The organism is Ruegeria sp. AG7 (assembly GCF_056541545.1).
In genome coordinates this window covers 309,764-332,967 of sequence record NZ_JBQFYP010000003.1, presented here as the reverse complement: position 1 = coordinate 332,967, position 23,204 = coordinate 309,764, and the positions used below count along the sequence as shown (strand labels likewise).

Genomic DNA, 23,204 nt, shown 5'->3' with positions numbered 1-23,204 from the left:
TTTGAGGCAATGGTAACGCCTGAAGAAGTATTGAGTTTTTGGTTAGATGAAGTTGGCCCTAAGGGCTGGTATATTGAAAATGAGGCGCTGGACGCAGACATTCGGGCGCGGTTTCAGTCAACTTGGGAAGCAGCGGCAGCGGGTCGGTTTTCGCTCTGGCTGACTTATCCCAGCGGGGCGCTGGCCTATATCATCCTGACAGATCAGTTCCCGCGTAACATGTTCCGAGGTGAGGCGCGTGCCTTCTCGACCGATCGTGCGGCATTGGCGGCGGCGAAATGCGCAGTCGACAAAGGCTGGGACAAGAAGATCGACGAACCAGCCAGACAGTTCTTTTACCTGCCGATGATGCACTCGGAAAACCTGTGCGATCAGGAACGCTGTGTGCGTCTGATCTGCCAAAACATGAGCAGCGACGCAAGCAACCTGCTGCACGCCAGAGCGCATCGCGAGGTGATCCGCAAGTTCGGTCGTTTCCCGTATCGGAACGCGGCGCTGTCCCGCAGCTCGACTCCGCATGAAACTGCCTATGTCGATATGGGCGGGTACGGCACGACCGTGCGCGAACTACAAGCTACGGGCTGAACGCGAAGCCGCAACCGCGCTTTGGTCACGGCTTCGCTTTATGACTCAGGTGTGCATCCCCGCAATGCCAAAACGCGTTCCGCTGCGATATCGGCGCCGGTTTGGATCGCCTGCGCAATCAGCACTTCTGGCGTGTCAGCAAGTTCCGAAATCCGCTCCTGAACCGTTTGCAGCTTCTGTTCTGCTGCATTCAGGCGCCCCAGCGTTGCCCGGAGGTTTTGCGCGGCTTGGCTGTCTGCAAACGTGTCTTGCTGTGAAAGCGCCGCCAAATCATTCCGCAACGCCGCAAGCTCGTCCCGAATGCCCTTCGCCTCATCCCGGATGGGGGCCAAGGCCTGAACCGTTTGCGAGACCTCAGCAGTGATGTTTTCGGCTTTGGACGCCAGTTTCCAGCCCAGAAACAGGCACAGCGCAACAAGTATCAATGTGGCGTTGAGCAGGGCAAGCAGCAGATCTTTCAGAGTTTTGGCCATGGTCAGCCCCTTGAATGGGTTGAGAAAAGAATAGGTCCGACCGGTGTCGGCGTTTCTTTTCTAGCCATTGCATGGCCCGGGGTATAGGCTGAAATCCGCAAGTTCAGGCATCGCTTACCCTGCGTCCTATTTGTCGCGGGAACGGTGTGTTGATGCGTTCCGAATAATAGTTTAATGGTAAACTAAATTTTCAACTCCTGCGCCGAGAGGAACACATGGCTGCACAATCCTATGATCTGATCGTAATCGGGGCTGGCCCCGGCGGCTATGTCGCTGCAATCCGCGCAGCCCAGCTGGGCCTGAAAACCGCAGTTGTCGAGCGCGAGCATTTGGGGGGGATCTGCCTGAACTGGGGCTGTATTCCGACCAAGGCGCTGTTGCGGTCGTCCGAAGTGTTCCATCTGATGGAGCGCGCCAAGGATTTCGGTCTGAAAGCCGAAAAGATCGGATATGATCTGGACGCGGTGGTCAAACGATCCCGTGGCGTGGCCGCGCAGCTGTCAGGAGGCATTGGCCATCTGTTGAAGAAGAACAAGGTTGCCGTCGTGATGGGTCAGGCCACGATCCCTGCAAAGGGCAAGGTCAGCGTCAAGACCGACAAAGGCACCGAGGAACTGACCGCCAAGAACATCATTCTCGCAACCGGGGCACGGGCACGGGAACTGCCGGGCCTTGAAGCTGACGGCGATCTGGTCTGGACGTACAAGCACGCGCTGCTACCGCCGCGGATGCCGAAAAAACTGCTCGTCATCGGGTCTGGTGCGATCGGCATCGAGTTTGCCAGCTTCTACAATACGCTGGGCGCAGACACCACAGTTGTCGAGGTGATGGACCGGGTGTTGCCGGTCGAAGACGCCGAAATCAGCGCATTGGCCAAGAAGGCGTTCACCAAACAGGGCATGACCATCATGGAAAAAGCCATGGTCAAGCAGCTGGACCGTGGCAAGGGGAAAGTGACCGCGCATATCGAGGTAAAGGGCAAGGTCGAGAAACAAGAGTTCGACACAGTGATCTCGGCTGTCGGGATCGTTGGCAATATCGAAAACCTTGGTCTGGAAGCTCTGGGCGTCAAGATCGACCGGACACATGTGGTTACGGACGAGTATTGCCGCACCGGCGTTGAGGGCCTTTATGCGATCGGTGACATCGCAGGCGCGCCCTGGCTTGCACATAAAGCAAGCCACGAGGGTGTCATGGTCGCAGACCTCATCGCGGGTCAACATGCGCACCCGGTCAAACCCGAAAGCATCGCGGGATGCACCTATTGCCAGCCTCAGGTTGCCTCGGTTGGATATACCGAAGCAAAGGCCAAAGAGCTGGGTTACGACATCAAAGTCGGCCGCTTTCCCTTTATCGGCAATGGCAAGGCCATAGCCTTGGGTGAGCCGGACGGGCTGATCAAAACCGTGTTTGATGCGAAAACAGGCGAGTTGCTGGGCGCCCACATGATCGGTGCTGAAGTTACCGAACTGATTCAGGGTTACGTGGTCGGTCGCCAGCTGGAGACAACGGAAGAAGACCTGATGAACACCGTCTTCCCGCACCCGACACTGTCAGAGATGATGCACGAAAGTGTGCTGGATGCCTATGGTCGCGTGATCCATATGTAAGATCGGCGTAGTTCCCCGTCAGGGTTGGGGACTCTGCCCCCGCCGCGCGTGCCGCGCGCCTCCCCCGGGATATTTTAGGCCAGATGAAGCAGGGATCCTTTATTCATCTGGCTGCAAATACCCCGGAGCGCGAGGCAGAGCCTCGCAAAAGACCTATTTGTTCAAAGCATCCAGAATGCGCGCCCATGACCGGATGCCCTTGTGGAAGCTTTTCACGTCATATTTCTCGTTCGGCGAATGGATGGCATCATCTTCGTTTGCATAGCCAACCAGCATCGAGTCGAGCCCCAGAACGGTGTTGAAATAGCCGACAACAGGGATTGATCCCCCCATTCCAGTGAACACTGCCTCGCGGTCCCATTCATCCGACAATGCGCCGCGCGCGGCTTCGAATTCGGGGCGGGTGATATTCATGACCGAAGCGGGAGACCCTTCCATATCGTTATCCCAGACCACTTTGGCGTCCGGGGATAGCTGATCCTCGACATGTTTGCGGATTTTGGCGCGCAGCGCGTCCGGGTCCATGTCACCAACAAGACGGCAGGTGATTTTGCAATGGGCCTTGGACGGAATAACGGTTTTGGAGCCCGTACCGTTATAACCACCCCACAGCCCGTTCACTTCGAGCGTTGGTCGTGCCCATTGTTGCTCCAAGGTGGAGTAACCCTTTTCGCCATGCGGCTGGGTGTAGCCGACCGAATTCAGATAATCCGCTTCGTCGAAGCCGCAATTCTGCCATTGGCGCAACTGGTCTTCGGGTACTTCATGCACGCCTTCGTAGAACCCGTCGACAGCGATCCGCCCGGTTTCGTCGTCATAAAAAGAGGTCACGATTTTCGACAGTTCGCGCAGCGGATTCAGGCCCGGGCCGCCATAGTGACCGGAATGCAGGTCGATGCGCGGCCCCACAATGGTAAACTCGTCCTTCAGCATGCCCCTCAACTGCGCCGCAATCGACGGAACGCCGCGTGATACCATGGATGTATCGCAGACCAGCGCCAGATCCGCTTTGAGTTCGGCGGCATTTTCCTTGAGGAAAGGAACCAGTGAGGGCGAGCCTGATTCTTCTTCGCCCTCGAAAAAGAAAGTGATGCGGCAGGGCAAGGATCCGTGTACGGCCTTCCAGGCGCGGCAGGCTTCGACAAAAGTCATTAGCTGGCCTTTGTCGTCTGACGCTCCGCGTCCGCGGATGACCGGTCCGGTTTCGGTGTCCTCAATGGCGGGATCGAATGGATCCCGGTTCCACAGGTTCAACGGATCGACCGGCTGCACATCGTAGTGGCCATAAAACAGGAAATGCGGCGCAGTCGCGTCCTCACCCACGTGGCCAACAACCATCGGGTGGCCCGGTGTTTCCCGTTTCTCTGCCGCAATCCCGATGCTGTTCAGATCGGCGACCAGCCAGTCCGCGGCGCGGCTGACCTCGGCCTTGTATGCGGGGTCGGTCGAGATCGACGGGATGCGCAGCAGTTCCATCAGGCGGTCGATCGAGGTTTGCAGATCTTCGTCAATCCGGTTCAACACGGCGTCTAGCGACATGGGGGGCTCCTGCCTGTTTTTTGTTCCCGCGAACCCTAGCAGCGTTGTCGGCGCCGTCCAGAGTTGTTGACACGAATTGCGGCCCGGCAGCGTAAGCTTTGGGTAGGGAGGCGAGACCTGCGTCGTTTCCACGCGTTCGATGGCCGTAACTTTACTTGTCTGATGGGGTGCAAACTTATATTTGATGCAAATCAAAGTTGGGTTCACCTTTTCGGCTGTAACCAGCTGAATAAGGGAACACAAAGCCACCGAAACAGGGTAAGCTGTGGGAGGTGGCGAAAATATCGCCCAATGGGAAACCGGATACGGGCGTTCAAGGAGGGTCCTTTGGACTATACTGCTCAGCTCGATTCAGCGATTGCCAGGCTGCATGATGAAGGTCGTTACCGGACCTTCATCGATATCGAACGTCGCAATGGGCATTTTCCCCATGCGGTGCGCACACGTCCGGAAGGGTCACAGCAGAACATCACCGTATGGTGCGGCAACGATTATCTGGGCATGGGGCAAAACCCGGTCGTTCTGAATGCAATGCACGAAGCTGTTGATGCAGCCGGTGCAGGTTCAGGCGGTACGCGCAATATCTCGGGCACCACGGTTTATCATAAAAGGCTTGAGGCTGAACTGGCCGATCTTCACGGCAAGGAAGCTGCGCTGCTTTTTACCAGCGCCTATATCGCTAATGACGCAACGCTCAGCACGCTGCCCAAACTGTTCCCGGGCCTGATCATCTACTCTGACGCGCTGAACCATGCCTCGATGATCGAAGGCGTGCGCCGGAATGGCGGGGCCAAGCGCATCTTCCGGCACAATGATGTGGCGCATCTGCGCGAGCTGCTTGAGGCGGACGATCCGGCCGCACCCAAATTGATCGTATTCGAGTCGGTTTATTCCATGGACGGCGATTTTGGTCCGATCGAAGAGATCTGCGATCTGGCGGATGAATTCGGCGCACTGACTTATATCGACGAAGTGCACGCGGTAGGCATGTATGGCCCGCGCGGCGGCGGTGTGACCGAGCGCGATAACCTTGCCCACCGGATCGACATCATCAATGGCACGCTGGCAAAAGCCTATGGCGTGATGGGCGGCTATATCGCGGCCAGCGCCAAGATGTGCGACGCCGTGCGGTCATATGCGCCGGGCTTTATCTTTACCACGTCCCTGCCACCTGCGGTTGCGGCCGGGGCTGCTGCATCTGTTGCCTACCTGAAAACCGCACCCGAACTGCGCGAGCAGCATCAGACGCAGGCCAAAATCCTCAAGCTGCGGTTGAAGGGGATGGGGCTACCGCTGATCGACCACGGTAGCCATATCGTGCCCGTGATCGTCGGAAACCCGGTCCATACCAAGAAGCTCAGCGATATGCTGTTGGATGATTACGGCATTTATGTGCAACCGATCAATTTCCCGACCGTTCCGCGCGGAACCGAGCGTCTGCGCTTTACCCCTTCTCCGGTGCATGGGCCTGACGAAATGAACCGTCTGGTACAGGCGATGGACGAACTTTGGTCACATTGTGCGCTAAATCGCGCCGAACTTGCCGGTTAACCTCACGCCAAAGTGTGCAACGTATTTGCCGCGTGTTAAGCTTACGCTAACAAAATCGGCGGACGAATCGTTTTGGGGATGATTCGCCGCTAACGCGAAACACGCGACAGGCAGAATGGGGCAGCAGGAATGATTGGGCGCAGATCACAGCGCGAATCTGATGAGGATGTAGATGTCAGACCGAAAGGGTTTGACGACTACGAAGTACGCCTTGGTGACAAGATGCGCGGCGAACGCGCAACCATGGGCAAATCCCTGTTGGATGTTCAGCGCGAGCTGAGGATCAAAGCCAACTACATTGCTGCCATCGAAAACGCAGATCCTGATGCCTTTGACACGCCCGGCTTTATCGCCGGGTATGTGCGTTCTTACGCGCGTTATCTGGGGATGAACCCGGATGAAACCTTCTCGACTTTCTGCGCGGAAAGCGGTTTTTCGGTCGCGCATGGCATGTCGGCCGAGGCTTCGGTGGTGCGAAAGCCGACCGGTGCGCTTCCGGCGCGTGGGCCAATGGGGCGCGATCCCTTCATCTCGCCCAATACGCCGTACATTCCGGGCAAGGAATCTCTGGTCAGTCAGATTGAACCGCGCGCCATCGGATCGTCGCTGGTGCTTTTGGCGGTTATTGGTGGCATCGGCTATGGCGGGTGGGCGGTTCTGAACAAGATCCAGCAGGTACAGGTCAGCCCGGTTGAACAAGCGCCTGTGGTGCTTTCCGACCTTGATCCGCTGGATGCCGTGCGCGGCGGCGTTGTCGATGATGCGGTTGCTGCGGCGAACACCGAGGCACTGGACCGCCTCTATCGTCCGCAGGCCTTGGATGTTCCGGTTCTGGTTGCCCGCGATGCGCCAATTTCGACCCTTGATCCACGCGATGTCGGAACCTTCCGCCCGCCAAGCCTGCCGCAGTTCGAAGTCGCCGAAGTGCACACGGTTGAACGACCATCCTTGCCGCAGGTCGTGGAACAGATTGATACCATGCTGAAAATCGTTGCTGTCGATCCTTCTTGGATGCGGGTGACGGCGGCGGATGGCAGTATTATTTTCGAAGGGACCCTTGGAACGGTCGAGCAAGGCAGTGTCTTTGAGGTTCCGCTAACGGAAGAACCACCGCTGTTGCGGGCAGGGGCGTCGGGATCGGTTTATTTCTCAATGAACGGCGAGCACTATGGCCCGGCAGGGGCACCCGGCACGGTTGCCAAAGGGGTGATCCTTTCGAAAGACGCGGTGTCTGAAGTTTATGCTGTTGCCGATCTTGAGGCGGAACAGAACAGCGCTCTCAAGCAATTGGTGGCTGAACTGCAAACCGAGGCGACAGAAGCGCCCGCCGAGTGATCTTGCCATTGCGGTAACCCCTTTGCCGGACTATCTACAGTCGCAACCTAGGCAGACGCGGATCCGTCCTTATGTCCCTTAATCACGTGCGCCCCTGGCGCGACATATATCGTCGTAAATCCCGTCAAATCATGGTCGGCAACGTCCCTGTTGGGGGTGATGCCCCGATCGCTGTTCAGACCATGACCAACACCTTGACCACCGATGTGGCGGCAACGGTGGCGCAGGTTCAGGCCGCAGCCGAGGCTGGCGCGGATATCGTGCGCGTTTCAGTCCCCGATGAGGCGTCGGCTAAGGCATTGAAAGAAATCGTGCGCGAAAGCCCGGTGCCTATCGTTGCGGACATCCATTTTCACTATCGCCGTGGAATCGAAGCGGCCGAGGCGGGCGCTGCCTGTCTGCGTATCAATCCCGGCAACATCGGCGATGAAAGTCGGGTGAAGGAAGTCATTCAGGCCGCGCGCGACCACAATTGCTCGATCCGCATCGGCGTAAATGCAGGCAGCCTGGAAAAGCACCTGCTTGAGAAATATGGCGAACCGTGCCCCGAGGCGATGGTCGAAAGCGGGTTGGAACATATCCGCATCCTTCAGGACAATGATTTTCACGAGTTCAAGATCAGTGTGAAGGCCAGCGACGTATTCCTGTCCGCCGCCGCGTATCAGGGCATAGCCGAAGCCACTGATGCGCCCATCCATCTGGGTATCACCGAGGCGGGCGGACTGGTGTCCGGCACCATCAAATCCGCCATCGGGTTGGGCAACCTTCTGTGGATGGGGATCGGCGACACGATCCGCGTCAGCCTGTCTGCCGATCCGGTGGAAGAGGTGAAGGTCGGCTTTGAAATCCTCAAATCCCTTGGTCTGCGCCACCGTGGCGTCAACATCATCTCATGCCCGTCCTGCGCGCGGCAGGGGTTTGACGTCATCAAGACCGTTGAGGCGCTGGAACGTCGTCTGGAACACATCAAGACACCGATGAGCCTGTCAATCATCGGCTGCGTGGTCAACGGACCGGGCGAGGCGCTGATGACCGATGTCGGGTTTACCGGTGGCGGGGCAGGGTCCGGGATGGTCTATCTGGCGGGCAAGGCCAGCCATAAGATGTCCAACGATCAGATGATCGACCACATCGTGGAGCAGGTCGAAAAGAAAGCCGCGGAACTGGACGCGGCTGCGGAAGCGGCGGAGTAGTGTGGGGTCGGCTGTGTCGGTAAGGCAGACATAGCGACCTTACTCATCCCTTGCCCTGATGCCTGAGCTGTTGCAAACTTGTTTCGTGACCGAACGATGCCTGTTTCGTCGCTGGTTCCGTCGTTAAACAGAACAGCGCGGACCCATGCTTTGGGAGGAGTGTGTCATGACATCCAAGACCGCAGGCCCTACGCCACCTGAGAACCTGACGCCACACCAGCAGGCCATGCCCAAGGTCAATCGGGTTACTTCGGATGATGTAAAGGCGTCGCTAAAAGCTGGGTTCTCCGATTTTCTGGCGCGCCCCTTCATGAGCGGTTTCTTCGGGTTTTTCTATGCGGCTTTCGGCATCCTGATGGTCTGGAGCTTGGTCTGGCTTGGCAAGATCTGGATGATCATCCCAGCGATTGTCGGGTTTCCTCTGGTCGCGCCTTTCGCCGCTGCAGGACTTTATGAGATGTCCCGGCGGTTACAGAAGGGAGAGAAATTTGGCTGGTATGAAATCCTCACAGTCATGGCCGATCAACGCAAGCGCGAAATGGGCTGGATGGCCTTTGTTACGCTGTTCATTTTCTGGGTTTGGGTTTACCAGGTCCGGCTTTGGCTTGCGATCATCCTGCAGAATTCATCCTTTTCGGATTTTGACGGATTCTTGAACATCATCTTGTTCACCCCGCAGGGCTGGACATTCCTAGCAATCGGCACCTGTGTCGGGGCGTTTCTGTCGGCTGTCTTGTTTTCGGTCACTGTCGTCGCCATGCCCATGCTTCTGGACCGGGAAACAAATTTCGTTTCAGCCATGTTGACGTCTTTACGCGTCGTCTCGGAAAGCCCTGTGGTCATGCTCGGCTGGGCAGCGATCATCTCGGTGACAATGTTGTTGTCGATGGTTCCGGCGTTTATGGGCTTGATCTTTACCTTGCCGATCCTTGGCCATACCACGTGGCATCTCTATCAACGGGCCGTGGAACCGGCAGACGGCTGAGATCAGCGATCAGTCCGTCTTTTTTGTCTGGGGGCAGCTGTGCCGCCCCCAAGACCTATCAACCCTGTTCCGCGCGAACGCCATCTGCAATCTGCTGCATCTGATCAGCGGGGAGATAGCCGCGCAGCAACTCGGTTCCCAGCACGAATGAGGGCGTGCCCGAAATCTGCATCCGTTGCGCCAGGGCGCGGGTGCGGCTGATCTCATCCGTGACGGTGTCGCTGTCCATCGCGGCTATGATCGCATCGCTGTCCAGGCCCAGCCCGTCAGAGATGCGGCGCAGGGTGACCTCGGACGGTTCGCCATTGAATTCCATCAGCGCATCGTGAACCTGTTTATAGGCGTCACCACCAGCGACGTGCTTGGTGGCCACAGCAAAGCGCGAGGACAAAACAGAAGCGTCGCCCAGAATTGGCAGTTCTTTGATCACAAACCGGATATTGCCATCACTGGCCAACAGGTTTGCCACTTCGGGTACAGCGCGACGGCAATAGCCGCAGCGGTAGTCCATAAACTCGACCAGTGTGATATCGCCATCCGGGTTGCCCCCAACCCAGCTAAAGCCATCGTCGAACAGTTCGGCCGCATTGGCGGCAACCAGTTCCTTGTCTGCGGCCGCTTCGGCCACTGCGTTTCGCTGTTCGAGGATATTGATTGCCTCGATAATGACTTCGGGGTTTTCCAGCAGGTATTCGCGTACCTGAGCGCCAAACTCTGCCTTTTCGGCATCATTCATCGCGTTCAGGTCCAGCGCCTGCGCTGAGGTCGCCGCCATGGAAAGCCCCAGAAGGGCAGGTGCAGCATGTCTGAGGATCATTTCCGTTTCCTTTTATCTTTCTTGAGTCGTTCTGAGGCAATCAACACGTCTTGTGCCCTTTGCCAACCCGGAGAGCCTTCCGGCAATTGCGCCACGGCCCGTTTCGCGTGAATTCCGGCATCCTCCATCCGACCCTGCAGGGCATAGCGCTCTGCCGTCACGGTCGAAGCCATGCCGTTATTTCCGACCTGCGCGTAAGCCACACCCAGGTCCTGCATCAGGCGTGCATTACGAAAGTCGCGCGCACGCGCCTGTTCCAGTGCATTCAATGCCTGTTTTGTTTCCCCTTGCGCCAACAGTGCGCGCCCATAGCCCGCAAGGATCAACGCATTGTTAGGTGCCATTTCAACAGCGCTTGCATAGGCTTTAACAGCCTCGCTTACCCTTCTGTTTTCCAACAGGATTTGCCCTTTCAGGTCGTAATAGAACGGGTCATCAGGACGCTCGGCAAGCGCCGAGTCTATCGCGGCACGAGCGCGGGACAGATCGCGATTCTGATGATAGGCCGAAGCCTCTCGCATCAGGCGGATGTCGCGGTAGGGTTCTTCGCCGGCGCGCCGCAAGGTCCAACTGGGCGACCGCAGAAAGGCCGACAGCTTGCCTTTAACCCGCGCAAACCAGTAATCCGCATTGGGGTTTGGAACGGCTCGGTCGCCAAACTCATCCAGGAAAGCCTCAGCGGCGCGCAGACGGTCACGGCTTGTCGGGTGTGATCGCATATAGGGGTCCTGATTGGCGACACTCAGCAGTTCCTGACCGGCGAACTTTCGGTGCAACTCCACCATCCCGCTGGGCGAGATTTCGGCCCATCGCAGGTAACTTGCGGCGCTGCGGTCGGCGGATGCCTCTTCCGCGCGGGTGTGACCCAGAAAACCGCGGATTGCCGCGCCTTGGGTGCCAGCAGCGATCCCGATGGCGGCCTCGCCCCCACCCGCCGCTGCAGCCAGCAGGGCCAAAGCCGTGCCGAGGCTGGCGTTGCGCTGCGCGGCTTTCAGGTTCTCAGCCCGTCGCGCCAGATGACCATTCGAGATATGGGCGGCCTCGTGGGCGATGACAGCCTGCAACATCTCAGGGCTTTCGACGGTCAGAATCAGCCCGTAGTTCACATAAATCGCGTTGTAGTCGATGACGAATGCGTTGAACGTGTTGTCGTTTACGACCAGAATCTGAACCCGGTTCGTGTTCAGCCCCGCAGCCCGCAACACCGGAAAGGCCAGTTCACGCAGGCCATGTTCGATATCAGGGTCGCGGATCAGGCTCTGCGCGTGCGATTGCATCGCTGCCGCCAGCCAGACGACAACGGCAACCATCAGGGCCGGGATTGACGCCAACCGGGATACGCGCTCAAAAGCCATGACTGCAACATGGGAGATGGGCATGAGAAACTCAACCCGGTCCGGGGTCGATCCCTTCATCGTGATGGATGTGATGGAGGCGGCACGCAAGGCCGAAGAGGCGGGTCGCCACGTGATCCACATGGAAGTCGGCCAGCCCGGAACCGGCGCGCCAAAGGGTGCGACCGAAGCTTTGGCCGCAGCGATGGAGCAAGGCCCGCTGGGCTATACGGTTGCCCTGGGTCTGCCCGCCCTGAGGCAGCGGATCGCCCGGCTTTACGGGGATTGGTACAATGTCGATCTGAACCCAGAGCGGGTGGTGATCACACCTGGCTCGTCCGGCGGATTCCTGCTGACCTTTACCGCATTGTTCGACAGCGGTGACCGTGTCGGTATCGGGGCGCCCGGCTATCCGTCCTATCGCCAGATCCTGAAGGCGCTGGGGCTGGTCCCGGTCGACCTGCCGACCGCGCCGGAAAACAGGTTGCAGCCCGTGGCGGCGGATATTCAGGGGATGGACCTGAAAGGGCTGATGGTTGCCTCGCCCGCAAATCCGACCGGTACGATGCTGGACCGTGCCGCCATGAGCACCCTGATCCAGGCGGCGCACGGGCAGGGCGCGTCGTTCATCAGTGATGAGATTTACCACGGGCTGGAATACGAAGCCAAAGCCGTGACGGCGCTGGAGCTGACTGATGAATGCTATGTGATCAACTCGTTCTCGAAATACTTTTCGATGACCGGATGGCGCGTAGGCTGGATGGTGGTGCCCGAGGATCAGGTGCGCGTGGTCGAACGGATTGCTCAGAACATGTTCATCTGCGCCCCTCATGCCAGCCAGGTCGCAGCGCTGGCTGCGATGGATTGCGACGACGAGTTGCAAGCCAATCTGGATGTGTACCGCCGCAATCGCGCGCTGATGCTGGACGGGCTGCCCAAGGCCGGGTTTTCGAACATAGCGCCGCCCGACGGGGCGTTTTATGTTTATGCAGATGTATCCGACCTGACCGACGACAGCCGCACATTTGCGGCCGAGATTCTGGAACTGGCCGGTGTGGCCGTGACGCCAGGGCTGGATTTCGACCCGCAGCGCGGCCATACCGCATTGCGTTTTTCCTATGCGCGCGCGACGGATGACATTCAGGAAGGGCTTGAGCGTTTGCGTCAGTTTATGACCCGGCGCGGTGCTGTCAGGGAAAGGGCCTGAACCGTTCACAAACCGCCGCTTGTGGTATAGGGTGCCCGACAAACGATCTCGGGAAAACTTGAGGCCATGAGCAGGATCTTCTTTAGCATTGCGCTGTTCTGGGCGTTGGCTGGTGGTGCCATTGCGCAGGATTTCAGCGCGTTGGCGCGTGTCCAGCCTGACCAGAGCCGTATTACGGATGTCGGGCGTACCGGTGTTCGGGTGGACATCGCCCTCAGTCAGGGCGTTCCCTACAGGATTTTCACCTTGCAGGATCCCTACCGTATGGTTCTGGACTTCAACGAAGTGGACTGGGCCGGGCTGACCCGCGAAGATTTTCTGCAATCTGATCGCATTAGCGCTGTGCAGTTCGGTGCGTATGTTCCGGGATGGTCACGACTGGTGCTGGAGTTGGGTGCTCCGATGGCAGTGGCGACGGCAGAATTGTCGGTGGCAGAGGATTCGGGGGCCGCTTTGCTTTCGCTCGACCTTAAGGGGACGGATTTCGATGCCTTCAACGCCTCGGCGGGCGCGCCGCGAAACCCGGGCTGGGACCTGCCGGAACCGGCGGATGTGCCGCAAGCCGCGGTGCGCAGTGCCGACAGACCCTTGCGTGTCATGCTGGATCCGGGCCACGGAGGCATTGATCCGGGGGCCGAGACTGACGCGATTGATGAAAAGACCCTTATGCTGACTTTCGCGCGTGAGCTGCGCGAAGTTCTTCTAAGATCAGGCGGATACGAGGTGGTTCTGACGCGGGTCGACGATCAGTTCGTCTCGCTGGAGCGTCGAATTGCGCTGGCACACCGGGCCGGTGCGGACCTGTTCATTTCGCTGCACGCTGATTCCCTGTCCGAAGGGCGGGCGCATGGCGCTGTGGTTTATACCCTGTCCAACGATGCCTCGGATGTGGCCAGTGCGAAGCTGGCGGAACGGCACGACCGCGGGGATTTGATTTCCGGTATCGATCTGAACGGGGCGGATGATCAGGTCACCGATGTTCTGCTGGACATGGCCCGTCAGGAAACGATGCCACGCACAAGCGCGCTGGCCAAGGCCATCGCAAACGGCCTGGCACAACAAGGCGGGCCGATGAACGGCAAACCCTTGCGTACCGCATCTTTTTCAGTACTCAAGGCGGCGGACATCCCGTCGGTTCTGGTCGAGCTTGGATTTCTGTCCAGTCCCAGAGACCTGAAGAACCTCAAAGATCCTGATTGGCGTGCAAGAATGGCGCTGGGAATTCATCGGGGGCTTGAGGATTGGCGCCAGCAGGATGTGATCCGCAAATCCCTTATTGGTCAGTGACCTTGCGGCGCAAAACGGCTAGAATACGCTCGGTGTTTTGACCCTTGGGCGGCGCATCACTATATATGCAGCACCGCGAAAAAAAGGCAGTAACGTGATCCGGTTCATTCTTTCGATTTTCGGGGCGATTTTCAGCCTCGTGACATTGGGTATTTTCATGGCCGCGCTGGTGATCGGCGCGGTGTTCTGGATGTATGGGCGCGACCTGCCCAGCCACGAGTCACTGGCACAGTACAAACCACCCACGATCAGCCGGATCTATTCGGGTGAAGGCAAGCTGATTGATGAATTCGCGCAGGAACGACGCCTGTTTACGCCATCCGAGGAAATCCCGGATCTGGTGAAGCAGGCGTTTATTTCGGCGGAAGACAAGAATTTCTACAACCATCAGGGCTATGACCCGCGCGGCATCATTGCCGCCGGGGTCGAGGCAGTGCGGACCAAGGGCGAAACCGTACGCGGCGCATCAACCATCACGCAGCAGGTCATGAAGAACTTTCTGCTGTCCGGTGACCGCCGGGCCGAGCGTAAGATCAAGGAAATCATTCTTGCGACTCGGCTTGAGGATACATTGGACAAGGAACAGATCCTCGAACTTTATATGAACGAGATCTTTCTGGGCCAGAACTCGTACGGTGTGACTGCCGCCGCGCAGACCTATTTCAACAAGACCCTCCAGGAGCTGGCCCCGCATGAGGCCGCCATGCTGGCTGCCATGCCCAAAGCGCCGTCAGATTACCACCCCGTTTGGGAAAAAGAACGCCTTCTGGCCCGGCGCAACTACGTGTTACGCGAGATGCGGCAGAACGGTTACATTGATCAGGCGACTTATGAGGCCGAGGTCGAGCTGCCTCTGCGCTCGGTCCAGAACGGAGATTTTGAAAGCTTCCGTACGGCCCTGCCACCTCGCGATTATTTTACCGACGAAATCCGCCGCCAGCTGAGCGAAGATTTTGGTGAGGGCGAGTTCTTTACCGGGGGCTTCACCGTGCGTGCATCGGTGGACGAGGAAATGCAGGTTGAGGCCGCACGGGCCTTGCGCGAGGCGCTCGAGAAATACGACCGGTCCCGTGGCAAATGGCGGGGAACAGGTGACGTGATCCCGGAAGATAAACTGGCGGATGAGGCGCAATGGCGCGAGGCGCTGGCGGCCATGGAAATTCCGCGCGACGTTATTCTGCCAACCCGTTGGTATCCCGCCGTGGTTCTGGGCGTGACCGACCAGCAACTGACCGTTGGTGTCGAAGAAGGTCCTGCCGATGGGATTATCCCGCGCGCGGACATCAAGTGGATGCAGGGTGATTTTGCGGCCAACTTCAAGCGTGGTGATGTCATTTTTGTTGTTGCGGGTGAAGATGGGCAATGGTCGGCCCGCCAGGTGCCAGAGGTGCAGGGTGCCTTTGTCGCGATGGACGTGAACTCGGGTCGTGTTCTGGCGATGCAGGGCGGGTTCTCGTATCAGGATACCGTGTTCAACCGGGCCACACAGGCACAACGCCAGCCGGGATCGTCGTTCAAGCCGTTTGTCTATGCTGCCGCGCTGGACAGCGGGTACAGCCCTGCGACTATCGTTGTCGATGCGCCAATCGAAGTGAACACGCCGCAGGGTCTGTGGCGCCCCAAGAACTCCTCCAACAAGTTCTACGGCCCTACACCTTTGCGCACAGGGATCGAACAGTCGCGGAACCTGATGACCATCCGTCTGGCGCAGGAAGTTACAATGCCCGTTGTTGCCGGCTATGCGGAACGGTTCGGTGTCTATGACCGGATGGGCGCGTTTTTGGCCAACTCGCTAGGGGCCGAGGAAACCACGCTTTACAAGATGGTCGCGGCCTATGCGATGTTCGCCAATGGCGGCCAACGTGTGGAACCGACTCTGGTCGACCGCATTCAGGACCGGTTCGGAAAAACCATCTATCGCCACGATGACCGTCAGTGTCTGGACTGTAACTCGACCTGGCTGGAACCAGATGAATCGCCGACCCTTCTCACGGATCGCGCGCAGGTCATGGATGCGATCACCGCCTATCAGCTGACATCAATGATGAAGGGCGTGGTGGATCGCGGGACAGCATCCGGCGTAGTGAATCTGCCGGTGCCAACAGCAGGCAAAACCGGAACCACCAACGACTCCAAGGATGCGTGGTTCATCGGCTTTACGTCGAACATCGTGGCGGGTTGCTACATCGGCTATGATCGACCGCGTCCGATGGGACGTGGGGCCTATGGTGGCACGTTGTGCGGCCCAGTCTTCCAGAGCTTCATGGAAAAAGCGGTCGAGAAATACGGCGGTGGTCCGTTTGAAGTGCCCGAAGGCGGCCATTTCATCAAGATCGACCGTTTCAGCGGGGCCCGCCTGCCAGATGATGCCACCGGTGATTATGTCGTGGCCGAATTCTTCCGCGACGGTGTCGATGGATTCATCGACCGTGTCTATGATGGTGGTTTTGCCATCGGATCGGATCTGCCATTGTTTGAAGAAGTGCAGCGCGCGGGGGTTCAGGTTCAGACGTCAACGGGCGAGACCGTGACCGTTGGACCGAAAGCTTCCCAAGGGGACCTGAGCACCGGCGGGCTTTACTGACCGGCCGCTTTCAGAAACAGGTTTAGTAGATCAGCTTCTGCGTCACCGCAGATCGGGCCGTCAGATCGCCAGTAGATGGACAATGCGCATTTCGCGGCAGCCCATTGAGCCAGCCGTATTCGTGGTACACTCATTGCTTTGGAATACTCCGACAGACAGGTTTCGATTTGCAGGGGCTGGCGCACAAGATCCGGCATTCCCTTAGGGTGTCGCAACGCGTTGGCCAGTTCAAAAGCGGGATCGCCTAGATAACCTTTTGCATCGATGATCCGGGGTCCTGATGGTGTCATAATGACATTGTCTGGGTGAAAGTCCCCGTGAAGAGGTACGGGTAATGGTTGGCTGTCTAACAGGTCTTCACTTAGTGCAATCGCTGACTTCACCGCGTTACGCAGTTGGGCAGGGCACTCGGCCGCAAAGGTGCATTCAGCCAAAGGGGCGAACACCTTTTGCAAGGGTTTCATGCCAGTGGCGCTGACCGGGCCCCCTGCGTGCAAACGTGCTGCTGTTTCTGCAAGTGTCTTGACGGCGTCTTCGGGCCTGCCCGCGCGGGCGATATCCCCCAGAGATGGTCCATCCAACCACTCCATCAGCACGGCGCTCCGTGCCTCTTCCAAAATCCGAACAGCGCCCCTGTCGCGCCACCCGACCAACAAGCTGGTGCCCGGTTTTTCGTTCCCGCGATCTTGCCTGCGATAAAGCTTCAAGGCAGCCGGGCCGCAATTGGATTGTACTTTCCACACTCTTGCATTGCCGGTGTCCGCAACCAGTTCAGGCAAGTGCAAATCCCATCTGCCCAGAAACTCTTCGACTGTGTTTTGCATTCAGGTCAAGCCTGTCTTGTGGTGTCTCGCACCTCTTGCTATCACGCAGGCCTGATTGAGCAAGTTGGGACAAGACCATGCGCGCCGAAACCCAGAACATCGTGGCGGATATCAAAAAGTCGCTGGAGCTGCTGGCGCAGCGTATGGACTATGAAACCGCGCCGCATCGCCTTGAGGAATTCAACGCGCGCGTCGAAGACCCCAACCTTTGGGATAACCCTGAAAACGCGCAGAAACTGATGCGCGAGCGGCAGATGCTGGTCGATGCAATCGAGACGTATGAATCCATCAAGACCGATCTCAGCGACAATATCGAACTGATTGAGTTGGGCGAGATGGAGGAAGACCAAGAAGTCGTTCAGGATGCCGAAGCGGCGATCAAGACGCTGAAAGCCAGAGCCGCCAAAAAAGAGCTTGAGGCGCTGCTGGACGGTGAGGCTGACAGCAATGATACCTTCCTCGAAATCAACTCGGGCGCGGGGGGAACCGAAAGCTGCGACTGGGCGTCGATGCTGGCGCGCATGTATGTGCGCTGGGCCGAGAAAAAGGGTTACACGGTCGAGCTGCAATCCGAGACACCGGGCGAAGAAGCTGGGATCAAATCCGCAGCCTACAAGATTTCTGGTCACAACGCCTATGGCTGGCTGAAATCGGAAAGCGGCGTGCATCGGCTGGTGCGGATTTCGCCCTATGACTCGGCGGCCAAGCGCCACACGTCGTTCAGCTCGGTCTGGGTCTATCCGGTGGTCGACGACAATATCGAGATCGAGGTGAACCCGGCCGATATCCGCATCGACACCTACCGGTCTTCGGGGGCTGGTGGCCAGCACGTGAACACCACCGACTCGGCCGTCCGGATTACACACATCCCGACCGGGATTGTTGTGACCAGCTCGGAAAAGTCGCAGCACCAGAACCGCGATATTGCCATGAAGGCCCTGAAGTCGCGTCTGTACCAGCAGGAACTGGATCGCCGCAACGCGGATATCAACGCCGCGCACGAGGCCAAGGGCGACGCAGGCTGGGGCAACCAGATCCGGTCTTACGTGTTGCAGCCCTATCAGATGGTAAAGGACCTGCGAACCAATCACGAAACCTCGGATACCAAAGGCGTTCTGGACGGCGATCTGGACGGATTCATGGCGGCAACCTTGGCCCTGAACGTGGCAGGCAAAAGCCGATCCGAGGCGCAGGGCGACAGCTAAGGTGACACGCCAGCGTTCCCTTCTGGACCTGCTGAAAGGGCACTGGCAGCTTATCCTGATCACCGGTCTGGTCTTTGCGCTCTGGAATACGCCGGTTGTTGTTCCGCTTAAAATTCTGGTCGTTTTTCTGCATGAGCTGTCTCATGCCGGGACAATCCTACTGACTGGCGGCTCGGTCGAGAGTTTCACGATTTCACCCCAGCAAGGCGGAATGGTGATCGGCCGGGGCGGCAGCAGATTTCTCAGCCTGTCCGCCGGGTATCTCGGCTCGCTTGTGTTTGGCATTGCGCTTTTGATCATCGCCTTGCGGACAAATGCTGACCGAGCTGTTCTGGCTGTTTTCGGCGCAATCATGTGTCTGATCGCACTGCTGTACATACGCGATGCTTTCGCCCTGCTGTTTTGCGCAGGGGGCGGGACGGCAATGATTGCGACAGCATGGTTTATGAGCCACGAGGTCAGTGATCTGGTGCTGCGCGTCATCGGGCTGACCAGCATGATCTACGTGCCGTTTGATATCTTTGATGACACCACCCTACGATCCGGTGCGCGCTCGGACGCGTTCCTGCTGGCCGAGGAATTCGGCGGCACCGCGATGCTGTGGGGTGGCGTCTGGCTGGTGTTGAGCAGCGCCGCCATTGCGCTTTGTCTACGGTATTGGTTGGGCCGGAACAGCAACCTGCCATTGCACGGCAAAGCGTTGTGATGCTGTTGTTAGTAAGACAAGAAAATATACATCTAAACAGTGGGTTTAAATGAGGTGAACCGCTCGCTAGGCTGCTGAAGACAACAATAGACTGGCGTGTTATGGACCTGACCCGGATATCTGCCACAGAGCTTCTGAACCAACTGGCTACACGACAGGTTTTGGCCACGGAAGTCATGCAGGCCACGCTGGATCGCATTGCCAAGGTCAACGGTGACGTGAACGCCATCGTGGCGCTGCGGGACAAGAGTGAACTGATGGCCGAAGCGCAGGCCCGCGACAGCGGCCCCGTCACTGGCCCGCTGCACGGCTTGCCAATTGCGGTCAAGGATTTGGTCAATGTAGCAGGTATTGTCTCTTCGCATGGATCGCCTGTTTTCAGGGATGTCGTCCCTGACAGGGATGATCTGATTGCCGCTAGGATGCGGGCCGCGGGCGCCATCCTGATCGGCAAGACCAACACGCCGGAATTCGGGCTGGGCTCGCACACGTTCAACCCGGTCTATGGTGCGACGCGCAACCCGTATGATGCCAGTTTCACCTGCGGTGGCTCATCCGGTGGGGCAGCAGTGGCTTTGGCGACGGGTATGGTGGCATTGGCCGACGGGTCCGACATGATGGGCAGCCTGCGCAACCCGGCGGCATGGAACAACATCTATGGCTTTCGCCCAAGCTGGGGCAGGGTGCCGTCTGATCCTGTGGGTGATAGTTTTCTACATCAATTGTCTACGCTGGGGCCCATGGCGCGAAGCCCCGAGGATCTGGGTCTCCTGCTCGATGTGATCTCGGGGCCTGATCCACGCCTGCCGCTGGCCAGAGATTGTACGCCGGTGTCACCGGTGGTCGCAGCAGATCTGAGCGGGCTGCGCATTGGCTGGCTGGGCGATTGGGGCGGGGTCTTTCCAACAGAGGTCGGAATTCTTGAGCTGTGCCGGGATGCGTTGAAGGTGTTCGAAATGCTCGGCGCGCGCGTTGAACATGTCGCCCCGCCTTTTGATGCCGAACGGTTATGGACCAGTTGGATCACCTTGCGGTCCTGGAGCGTTGCCGCAGGGCTTGAACCCTTGGCTGAACGACGGGACCACCTGAAAGACACAGCACAGTGGGAGCTGGATCGGGGTCTGACGATGAGTGCCATGGATGTGCATCACGCCAGTGTTATCCGGTCAGACTGGTTCCGGCGCGCGGCTGAACTGTTCGAGCAGTTTGATGCCCTTGTCCTGCCATCCGCACAGGTTTGGCCGTTTGGGATTGAAACACCATACCCCACACGGATCGCGGACTGCGCAATGGATACATATCATCGCTGGATGCATGTCACGGTACCGGTCAGCCTGATCGGCTTGCCTTGTCTGGCTGCGCCTGCCGGATTTGGTGTGCAGGGCCTGCCCATGGGCTTTCAACTGTTTGGACCAAGAGGGTCGGATCAGAAATTACTGTCGGTCGGGGCGGCCTATCACGCCGAAACCGACTGGCCCAACAAGAGGCCGGCGATGTCATAACGCCGATCAGGGAGGAGACTACATGGAAAAGCCATTTGGCGTTCCGGACATGCGTCCGGTAGATACTGCCATGCTACGCGCCGCGTTGGGGCGCGCCTGGGCCGACTTTCGGCGTGCGCCTCAGTTCGGGTTGATCTTTGCCGGTTTCTACGTGTTTGCGGGATGGGCGATGGCATGGGTCACCATCCAGACTGGTACAACCTTCTGGCTAGTTCTGGCAGCAATTGGCTTTCCGTTGATCGGCCCGTTTGCCGCTGTTGGCCTTTACGAGGTGTCCCACCGGCTGGAACAGGGTGAACCGCTGGATCTTGGCGCAATCTTTGGTGTCGTGCTGCAACAAAGCCGTAGGCAATTGCCGTCGATCTGCGCCATCATCGTCGTGGTGTTTCTGTTCTGGTTTTTTCTGGGGCACATGATCTTTGCCCTGTTCCTTGGGCTGGCCACGATGACAAACGTGTCATCCTCGCTTGAGGTCTTTCTGACGGCGAATGGCCTGACAATGCTGGCTGTGGGCACGGTGGTCGGGGCGGTTTTCGCAACCGTTCTGTATATGATCACCGTTTTGTCGATCCCACTGCTGCTGGATCGCGAGTTGGATTTTGTCACGGCAATGATTGCAAGCTTTACCTATGTGTCCGGGAACTTTCCGGTGATGCTTGCCTGGGGGGTGATCATCGCTGTTTTGACGTTTCTGGCCATGGTGCCCTGGTTTTTGGGCCTTCTGGTGGTCCTGCCACTGTTGGGCCACGCCAGTTGGCACCTGTATAGGCAAATCACCCAAGTCGAAGGCGAGGGCACATCGTCCTGAGAAAACCGGTCAGGGATACTGTGCCGGATTGTTGGTCGACAACCGTGCAGCGGCGAAAATCGCCGTTGCATCGTGCCCGAGATATTTCAGAACCACGGGTTCCGGTGTCGAAGGGTTGGCCGGGCTTATGACCGTGCCGCGCCACTGAACTGCTGTTCCCGTCGGATCGGGTGCAATCATATAAACACGACTGTTCTGACCCGCTCGCTGAGAGGTCAGCATATAGACGGAACTGCCGGTGCAGGCGACGATCCCCTGTATTTCGCGCGCCTGTGGTGTTGCTTCGGGCATCGCGGCGCGCGACACATATCCGCGTATCAACGTGCATTGGGCCAGTGGTCGGGCGTGCAGCAAGGTCATACGGTGCGAGGCCGAGACGCTTTCGATCACGGCATAAAACCCCGGAGAAAACGCAGTTCTGGCGATCATGTCCACACCTGATCCCAGGAACTCGGTCAAGGCCGCCGCTGCGGGGTGGTCCTCGATCTTTTCAATTTCGTCCAGAGGCTTCAGGAGAAAGCGCGCATCCACGTCGAAAAACCGGCAGATGCGATCCAGAACATCCGGCCGTGGAACACTTTCGCCCGAAAGATACCTGTTGAATTGCGTCCGATTCACGCCAAGCTTGCGGCACAGTGCTGAGACTGACCGATACCTTCGTGCCAGTTGCCGCAGGTTCGCACCAAACATCGCGCGAAGTTCAGCCGGGCTGCGAATGTCGTCGGTCATGGATGCCCACGCCTTGCTGAGTTTCCCGAAAAACCATCGCAACACCGGGCCAGACCCTGGCGCGCATTCAAAAATCGTACAGATTGACCCCAAGCAACGTATCCCCACGTCGCGTTGCGGCATCGAGGCTAATGCCATTAAGCGCAATGGCAATAGGCTTTATGTGAAAATACCTGATCCTTATTCGGAAGAGCCGGCCCTATGGCAAATTTAGCGCATAGAAGGGCGCGTGGGTTGGTTTTAAAAATGCCCACCAACCTCAAATAGTGTTCCCGCCTTGGGTGCAAGAAAAGTCCCAAGGCGGGTATGTTGTTCAGTCGCCGCGCAGCAGGGCCGCCACGCCGGTGCGGGCGATTTCCATCAGGCCCAGCGGGCGCATCAGGTCAGCAAAAGCGTCGATCTTGTCCGGCGCGCCGGTGATCTCGAATATGAAAGAGTTCAGGGTGCTGTCGACCACATTGGCGCGGAAGATGTCAGCCAGGCGCAGCGCCTCGACGCGTTTGTCGCCTTCTCCCACGACTTTTATGATGGCCAGTTCGCGTTCAACCGACGGGCCTTCGACCGTCAGGTCATGCACGTCATGGACAGTCACGATCCGGCCCAGCTGCGCCTTGATCTGCTCGATCACCTGCGGCGTGCCGGTGGTGACAATGGTGATGCGGCTCAGGTGTCCTGTGTGATCCACCTCGGCCACGGTAAGGCTTTCGATGTTATATCCACGCCCCGAGAACAGCCCAATCACGCGGGCCAGGACACCGGGTTCGTTTTCGACCAGAACCGCGATGGTGTGACGTTCCTGAACGTCCGAAAAGGTGGGCCTTAGGTTATAGGCCGAATGGCGGGTGGAGCCTTTTTTGATATGTAGGGCAGACATTTATGTCCCTTTCATCATCCTGTGTTTGCCGGGCGCAATGGTCGCCCGGCGGTAAT

General features: G+C 58.3%; 20 protein-coding genes. 13 read left to right on the top strand and 7 right to left on the bottom strand.

What is annotated here, in order from left to right:
* The first annotated feature begins 9 nt into the window (after positions 1-9).
* The gene (locus tag ACR0BF_RS06505; RefSeq protein ID WP_480476775.1) at positions 10-585 is read left to right on the top strand and encodes a DUF924 family protein; all 576 of its coding nucleotides are present in this window, start codon (positions 10-12) and stop codon (positions 583-585) included.
* A gap of 38 nt (positions 586-623) precedes the next feature.
* Here the strand turns inward: ACR0BF_RS06505 and ACR0BF_RS06500 are convergent, their stop codons facing one another.
* Positions 624-1,058 (bottom strand): hypothetical protein, encoded by a 435-nt coding sequence (locus ACR0BF_RS06500; RefSeq protein WP_480624516.1) that lies wholly within the window; start codon positions 1,056-1,058, stop codon positions 624-626.
* Positions 1,059-1,273: 215 nt separating this feature from the next.
* Here ACR0BF_RS06500 and lpdA point away from each other — a divergent pair, with 215 nt between their 5' ends.
* On the top strand, positions 1,274-2,668 hold the full coding sequence (gene lpdA, locus ACR0BF_RS06495; RefSeq protein WP_480624515.1) for a dihydrolipoyl dehydrogenase: 1,395 nt from the start codon (positions 1,274-1,276) through the stop codon (positions 2,666-2,668).
* Between the two features lie 153 nt (positions 2,669-2,821).
* Here the strand turns inward: lpdA and ACR0BF_RS06490 are convergent, their stop codons facing one another.
* Complete coding sequence (locus tag ACR0BF_RS06490; RefSeq protein ID WP_480517422.1) at positions 2,822-4,207, bottom strand: M20/M25/M40 family metallo-hydrolase; 1,386 nt, start codon at positions 4,205-4,207, stop codon at positions 2,822-2,824.
* Between the two features lie 327 nt (positions 4,208-4,534).
* Here ACR0BF_RS06490 and hemA point away from each other — a divergent pair, with 327 nt between their 5' ends.
* The 4 genes from hemA to ACR0BF_RS06470 all read left to right on the top strand — a co-directional run bounded on the left by hemA (position 4,535) and on the right by ACR0BF_RS06470 (position 9,271).
* A complete protein-coding gene (hemA, locus tag ACR0BF_RS06485) occupies positions 4,535-5,758 on the top strand; it encodes a 5-aminolevulinate synthase (protein WP_480624514.1) in 1,224 nt (407 codons plus the stop codon).
* A 129-nt stretch (positions 5,759-5,887) separates the two neighbouring features.
* The gene (locus ACR0BF_RS06480) at positions 5,888-7,093 is read left to right on the top strand and encodes a helix-turn-helix domain-containing protein (RefSeq protein WP_480624513.1); all 1,206 of its coding nucleotides are present in this window, start codon (positions 5,888-5,890) and stop codon (positions 7,091-7,093) included.
* A 71-nt stretch (positions 7,094-7,164) separates the two neighbouring features.
* Positions 7,165-8,286: a flavodoxin-dependent (E)-4-hydroxy-3-methylbut-2-enyl-diphosphate synthase gene (ispG, locus tag ACR0BF_RS06475; protein WP_480473338.1), complete on the top strand. Its 1,122-nt coding sequence runs from the start codon at positions 7,165-7,167 to the stop codon at positions 8,284-8,286.
* 166 nt (positions 8,287-8,452) lie between these two features.
* Positions 8,453-9,271, top strand: coding sequence for a DUF2189 domain-containing protein (locus ACR0BF_RS06470; RefSeq protein ID WP_480624512.1), 819 nt, complete (start codon positions 8,453-8,455; stop codon positions 9,269-9,271).
* Positions 9,272-9,329: 58 nt separating this feature from the next.
* On the opposite strand, the gene ACR0BF_RS06465 is transcribed toward ACR0BF_RS06470, so the two are convergent.
* Both ACR0BF_RS06465 and ACR0BF_RS06460 read right to left on the bottom strand, forming a co-directional pair.
* Positions 9,330-10,088, bottom strand: coding sequence for a DsbA family protein (locus ACR0BF_RS06465; RefSeq protein WP_480517414.1), 759 nt, complete (start codon positions 10,086-10,088; stop codon positions 9,330-9,332).
* Positions 10,085-11,467 carry a M48 family metalloprotease gene (locus ACR0BF_RS06460; RefSeq protein ID WP_480553758.1) on the bottom strand — a complete coding sequence of 461 codons (1,383 nt, stop codon included), beginning with the start codon at positions 11,465-11,467 and terminating at the stop codon, positions 10,085-10,087. Before ACR0BF_RS06460 ends, ACR0BF_RS06465 begins: the two co-directional genes overlap by 4 nt.
* On the opposite strand from ACR0BF_RS06460, the gene ACR0BF_RS06455 reads away from it, so the two are divergent.
* The 3 genes from ACR0BF_RS06455 to ACR0BF_RS06445 all read left to right on the top strand — a co-directional run bounded on the left by ACR0BF_RS06455 (position 11,466) and on the right by ACR0BF_RS06445 (position 16,500).
* Positions 11,466-12,629, top strand: a complete 1,164-nt coding sequence (locus ACR0BF_RS06455) for a pyridoxal phosphate-dependent aminotransferase (RefSeq protein WP_480624511.1) — start codon at positions 11,466-11,468, stop codon at positions 12,627-12,629. The two genes, ACR0BF_RS06460 and ACR0BF_RS06455, sit on opposite strands and share 2 nt — an antisense overlap.
* 66 nt (positions 12,630-12,695) lie before the next feature.
* On the top strand, positions 12,696-13,916 hold the full coding sequence (locus tag ACR0BF_RS06450; protein WP_480624510.1) for an N-acetylmuramoyl-L-alanine amidase: 1,221 nt from the start codon (positions 12,696-12,698) through the stop codon (positions 13,914-13,916).
* 94 nt (positions 13,917-14,010) lie between these two features.
* A complete protein-coding gene (locus ACR0BF_RS06445; protein ID WP_480624509.1) occupies positions 14,011-16,500 on the top strand; it encodes a penicillin-binding protein 1A in 2,490 nt (829 codons plus the stop codon).
* On the opposite strand, the gene ACR0BF_RS06440 is transcribed toward ACR0BF_RS06445, so the two are convergent.
* Positions 16,494-17,324 carry an aminoglycoside phosphotransferase family protein gene (locus ACR0BF_RS06440; protein WP_480473325.1) on the bottom strand — a complete coding sequence of 277 codons (831 nt, stop codon included), beginning with the start codon at positions 17,322-17,324 and terminating at the stop codon, positions 16,494-16,496. The genes ACR0BF_RS06445 and ACR0BF_RS06440 overlap by 7 nt on opposite strands.
* A gap of 77 nt (positions 17,325-17,401) precedes the next feature.
* Here ACR0BF_RS06440 and prfB point away from each other — a divergent pair, with 77 nt between their 5' ends.
* From prfB to ACR0BF_RS06420, 4 genes are all read left to right on the top strand, one after another.
* Positions 17,402-18,529, top strand: a complete 1,128-nt coding sequence (gene prfB, locus ACR0BF_RS06435; RefSeq protein WP_480473323.1) for a peptide chain release factor 2 — start codon at positions 17,402-17,404, stop codon at positions 18,527-18,529.
* Position 18,530: 1 nt separating this feature from the next.
* The gene (locus ACR0BF_RS06430; protein WP_480624508.1) at positions 18,531-19,235 is read left to right on the top strand and encodes a M50 family metallopeptidase; all 705 of its coding nucleotides are present in this window, start codon (positions 18,531-18,533) and stop codon (positions 19,233-19,235) included.
* Between the two features lie 101 nt (positions 19,236-19,336).
* Positions 19,337-20,737 carry an amidase gene (locus ACR0BF_RS06425; RefSeq protein WP_480624507.1) on the top strand — a complete coding sequence of 467 codons (1,401 nt, stop codon included), beginning with the start codon at positions 19,337-19,339 and terminating at the stop codon, positions 20,735-20,737.
* Between the two features lie 22 nt (positions 20,738-20,759).
* Positions 20,760-21,545 carry a DUF2189 domain-containing protein gene (locus tag ACR0BF_RS06420; RefSeq protein WP_480624506.1) on the top strand — a complete coding sequence of 262 codons (786 nt, stop codon included), beginning with the start codon at positions 20,760-20,762 and terminating at the stop codon, positions 21,543-21,545.
* Between the two features lie 9 nt (positions 21,546-21,554).
* Here the strand turns inward: ACR0BF_RS06420 and ACR0BF_RS06415 are convergent, their stop codons facing one another.
* Both ACR0BF_RS06415 and ilvN read right to left on the bottom strand, forming a co-directional pair.
* The gene (locus ACR0BF_RS06415) at positions 21,555-22,274 is read right to left on the bottom strand and encodes a helix-turn-helix domain-containing protein (RefSeq protein WP_480624505.1); all 720 of its coding nucleotides are present in this window, start codon (positions 22,272-22,274) and stop codon (positions 21,555-21,557) included.
* A gap of 313 nt (positions 22,275-22,587) precedes the next feature.
* The gene (gene ilvN, locus ACR0BF_RS06410) at positions 22,588-23,148 is read right to left on the bottom strand and encodes an acetolactate synthase small subunit (RefSeq protein WP_480624504.1); all 561 of its coding nucleotides are present in this window, start codon (positions 23,146-23,148) and stop codon (positions 22,588-22,590) included.
* Positions 23,149-23,204 lie beyond the last annotated feature (56 nt).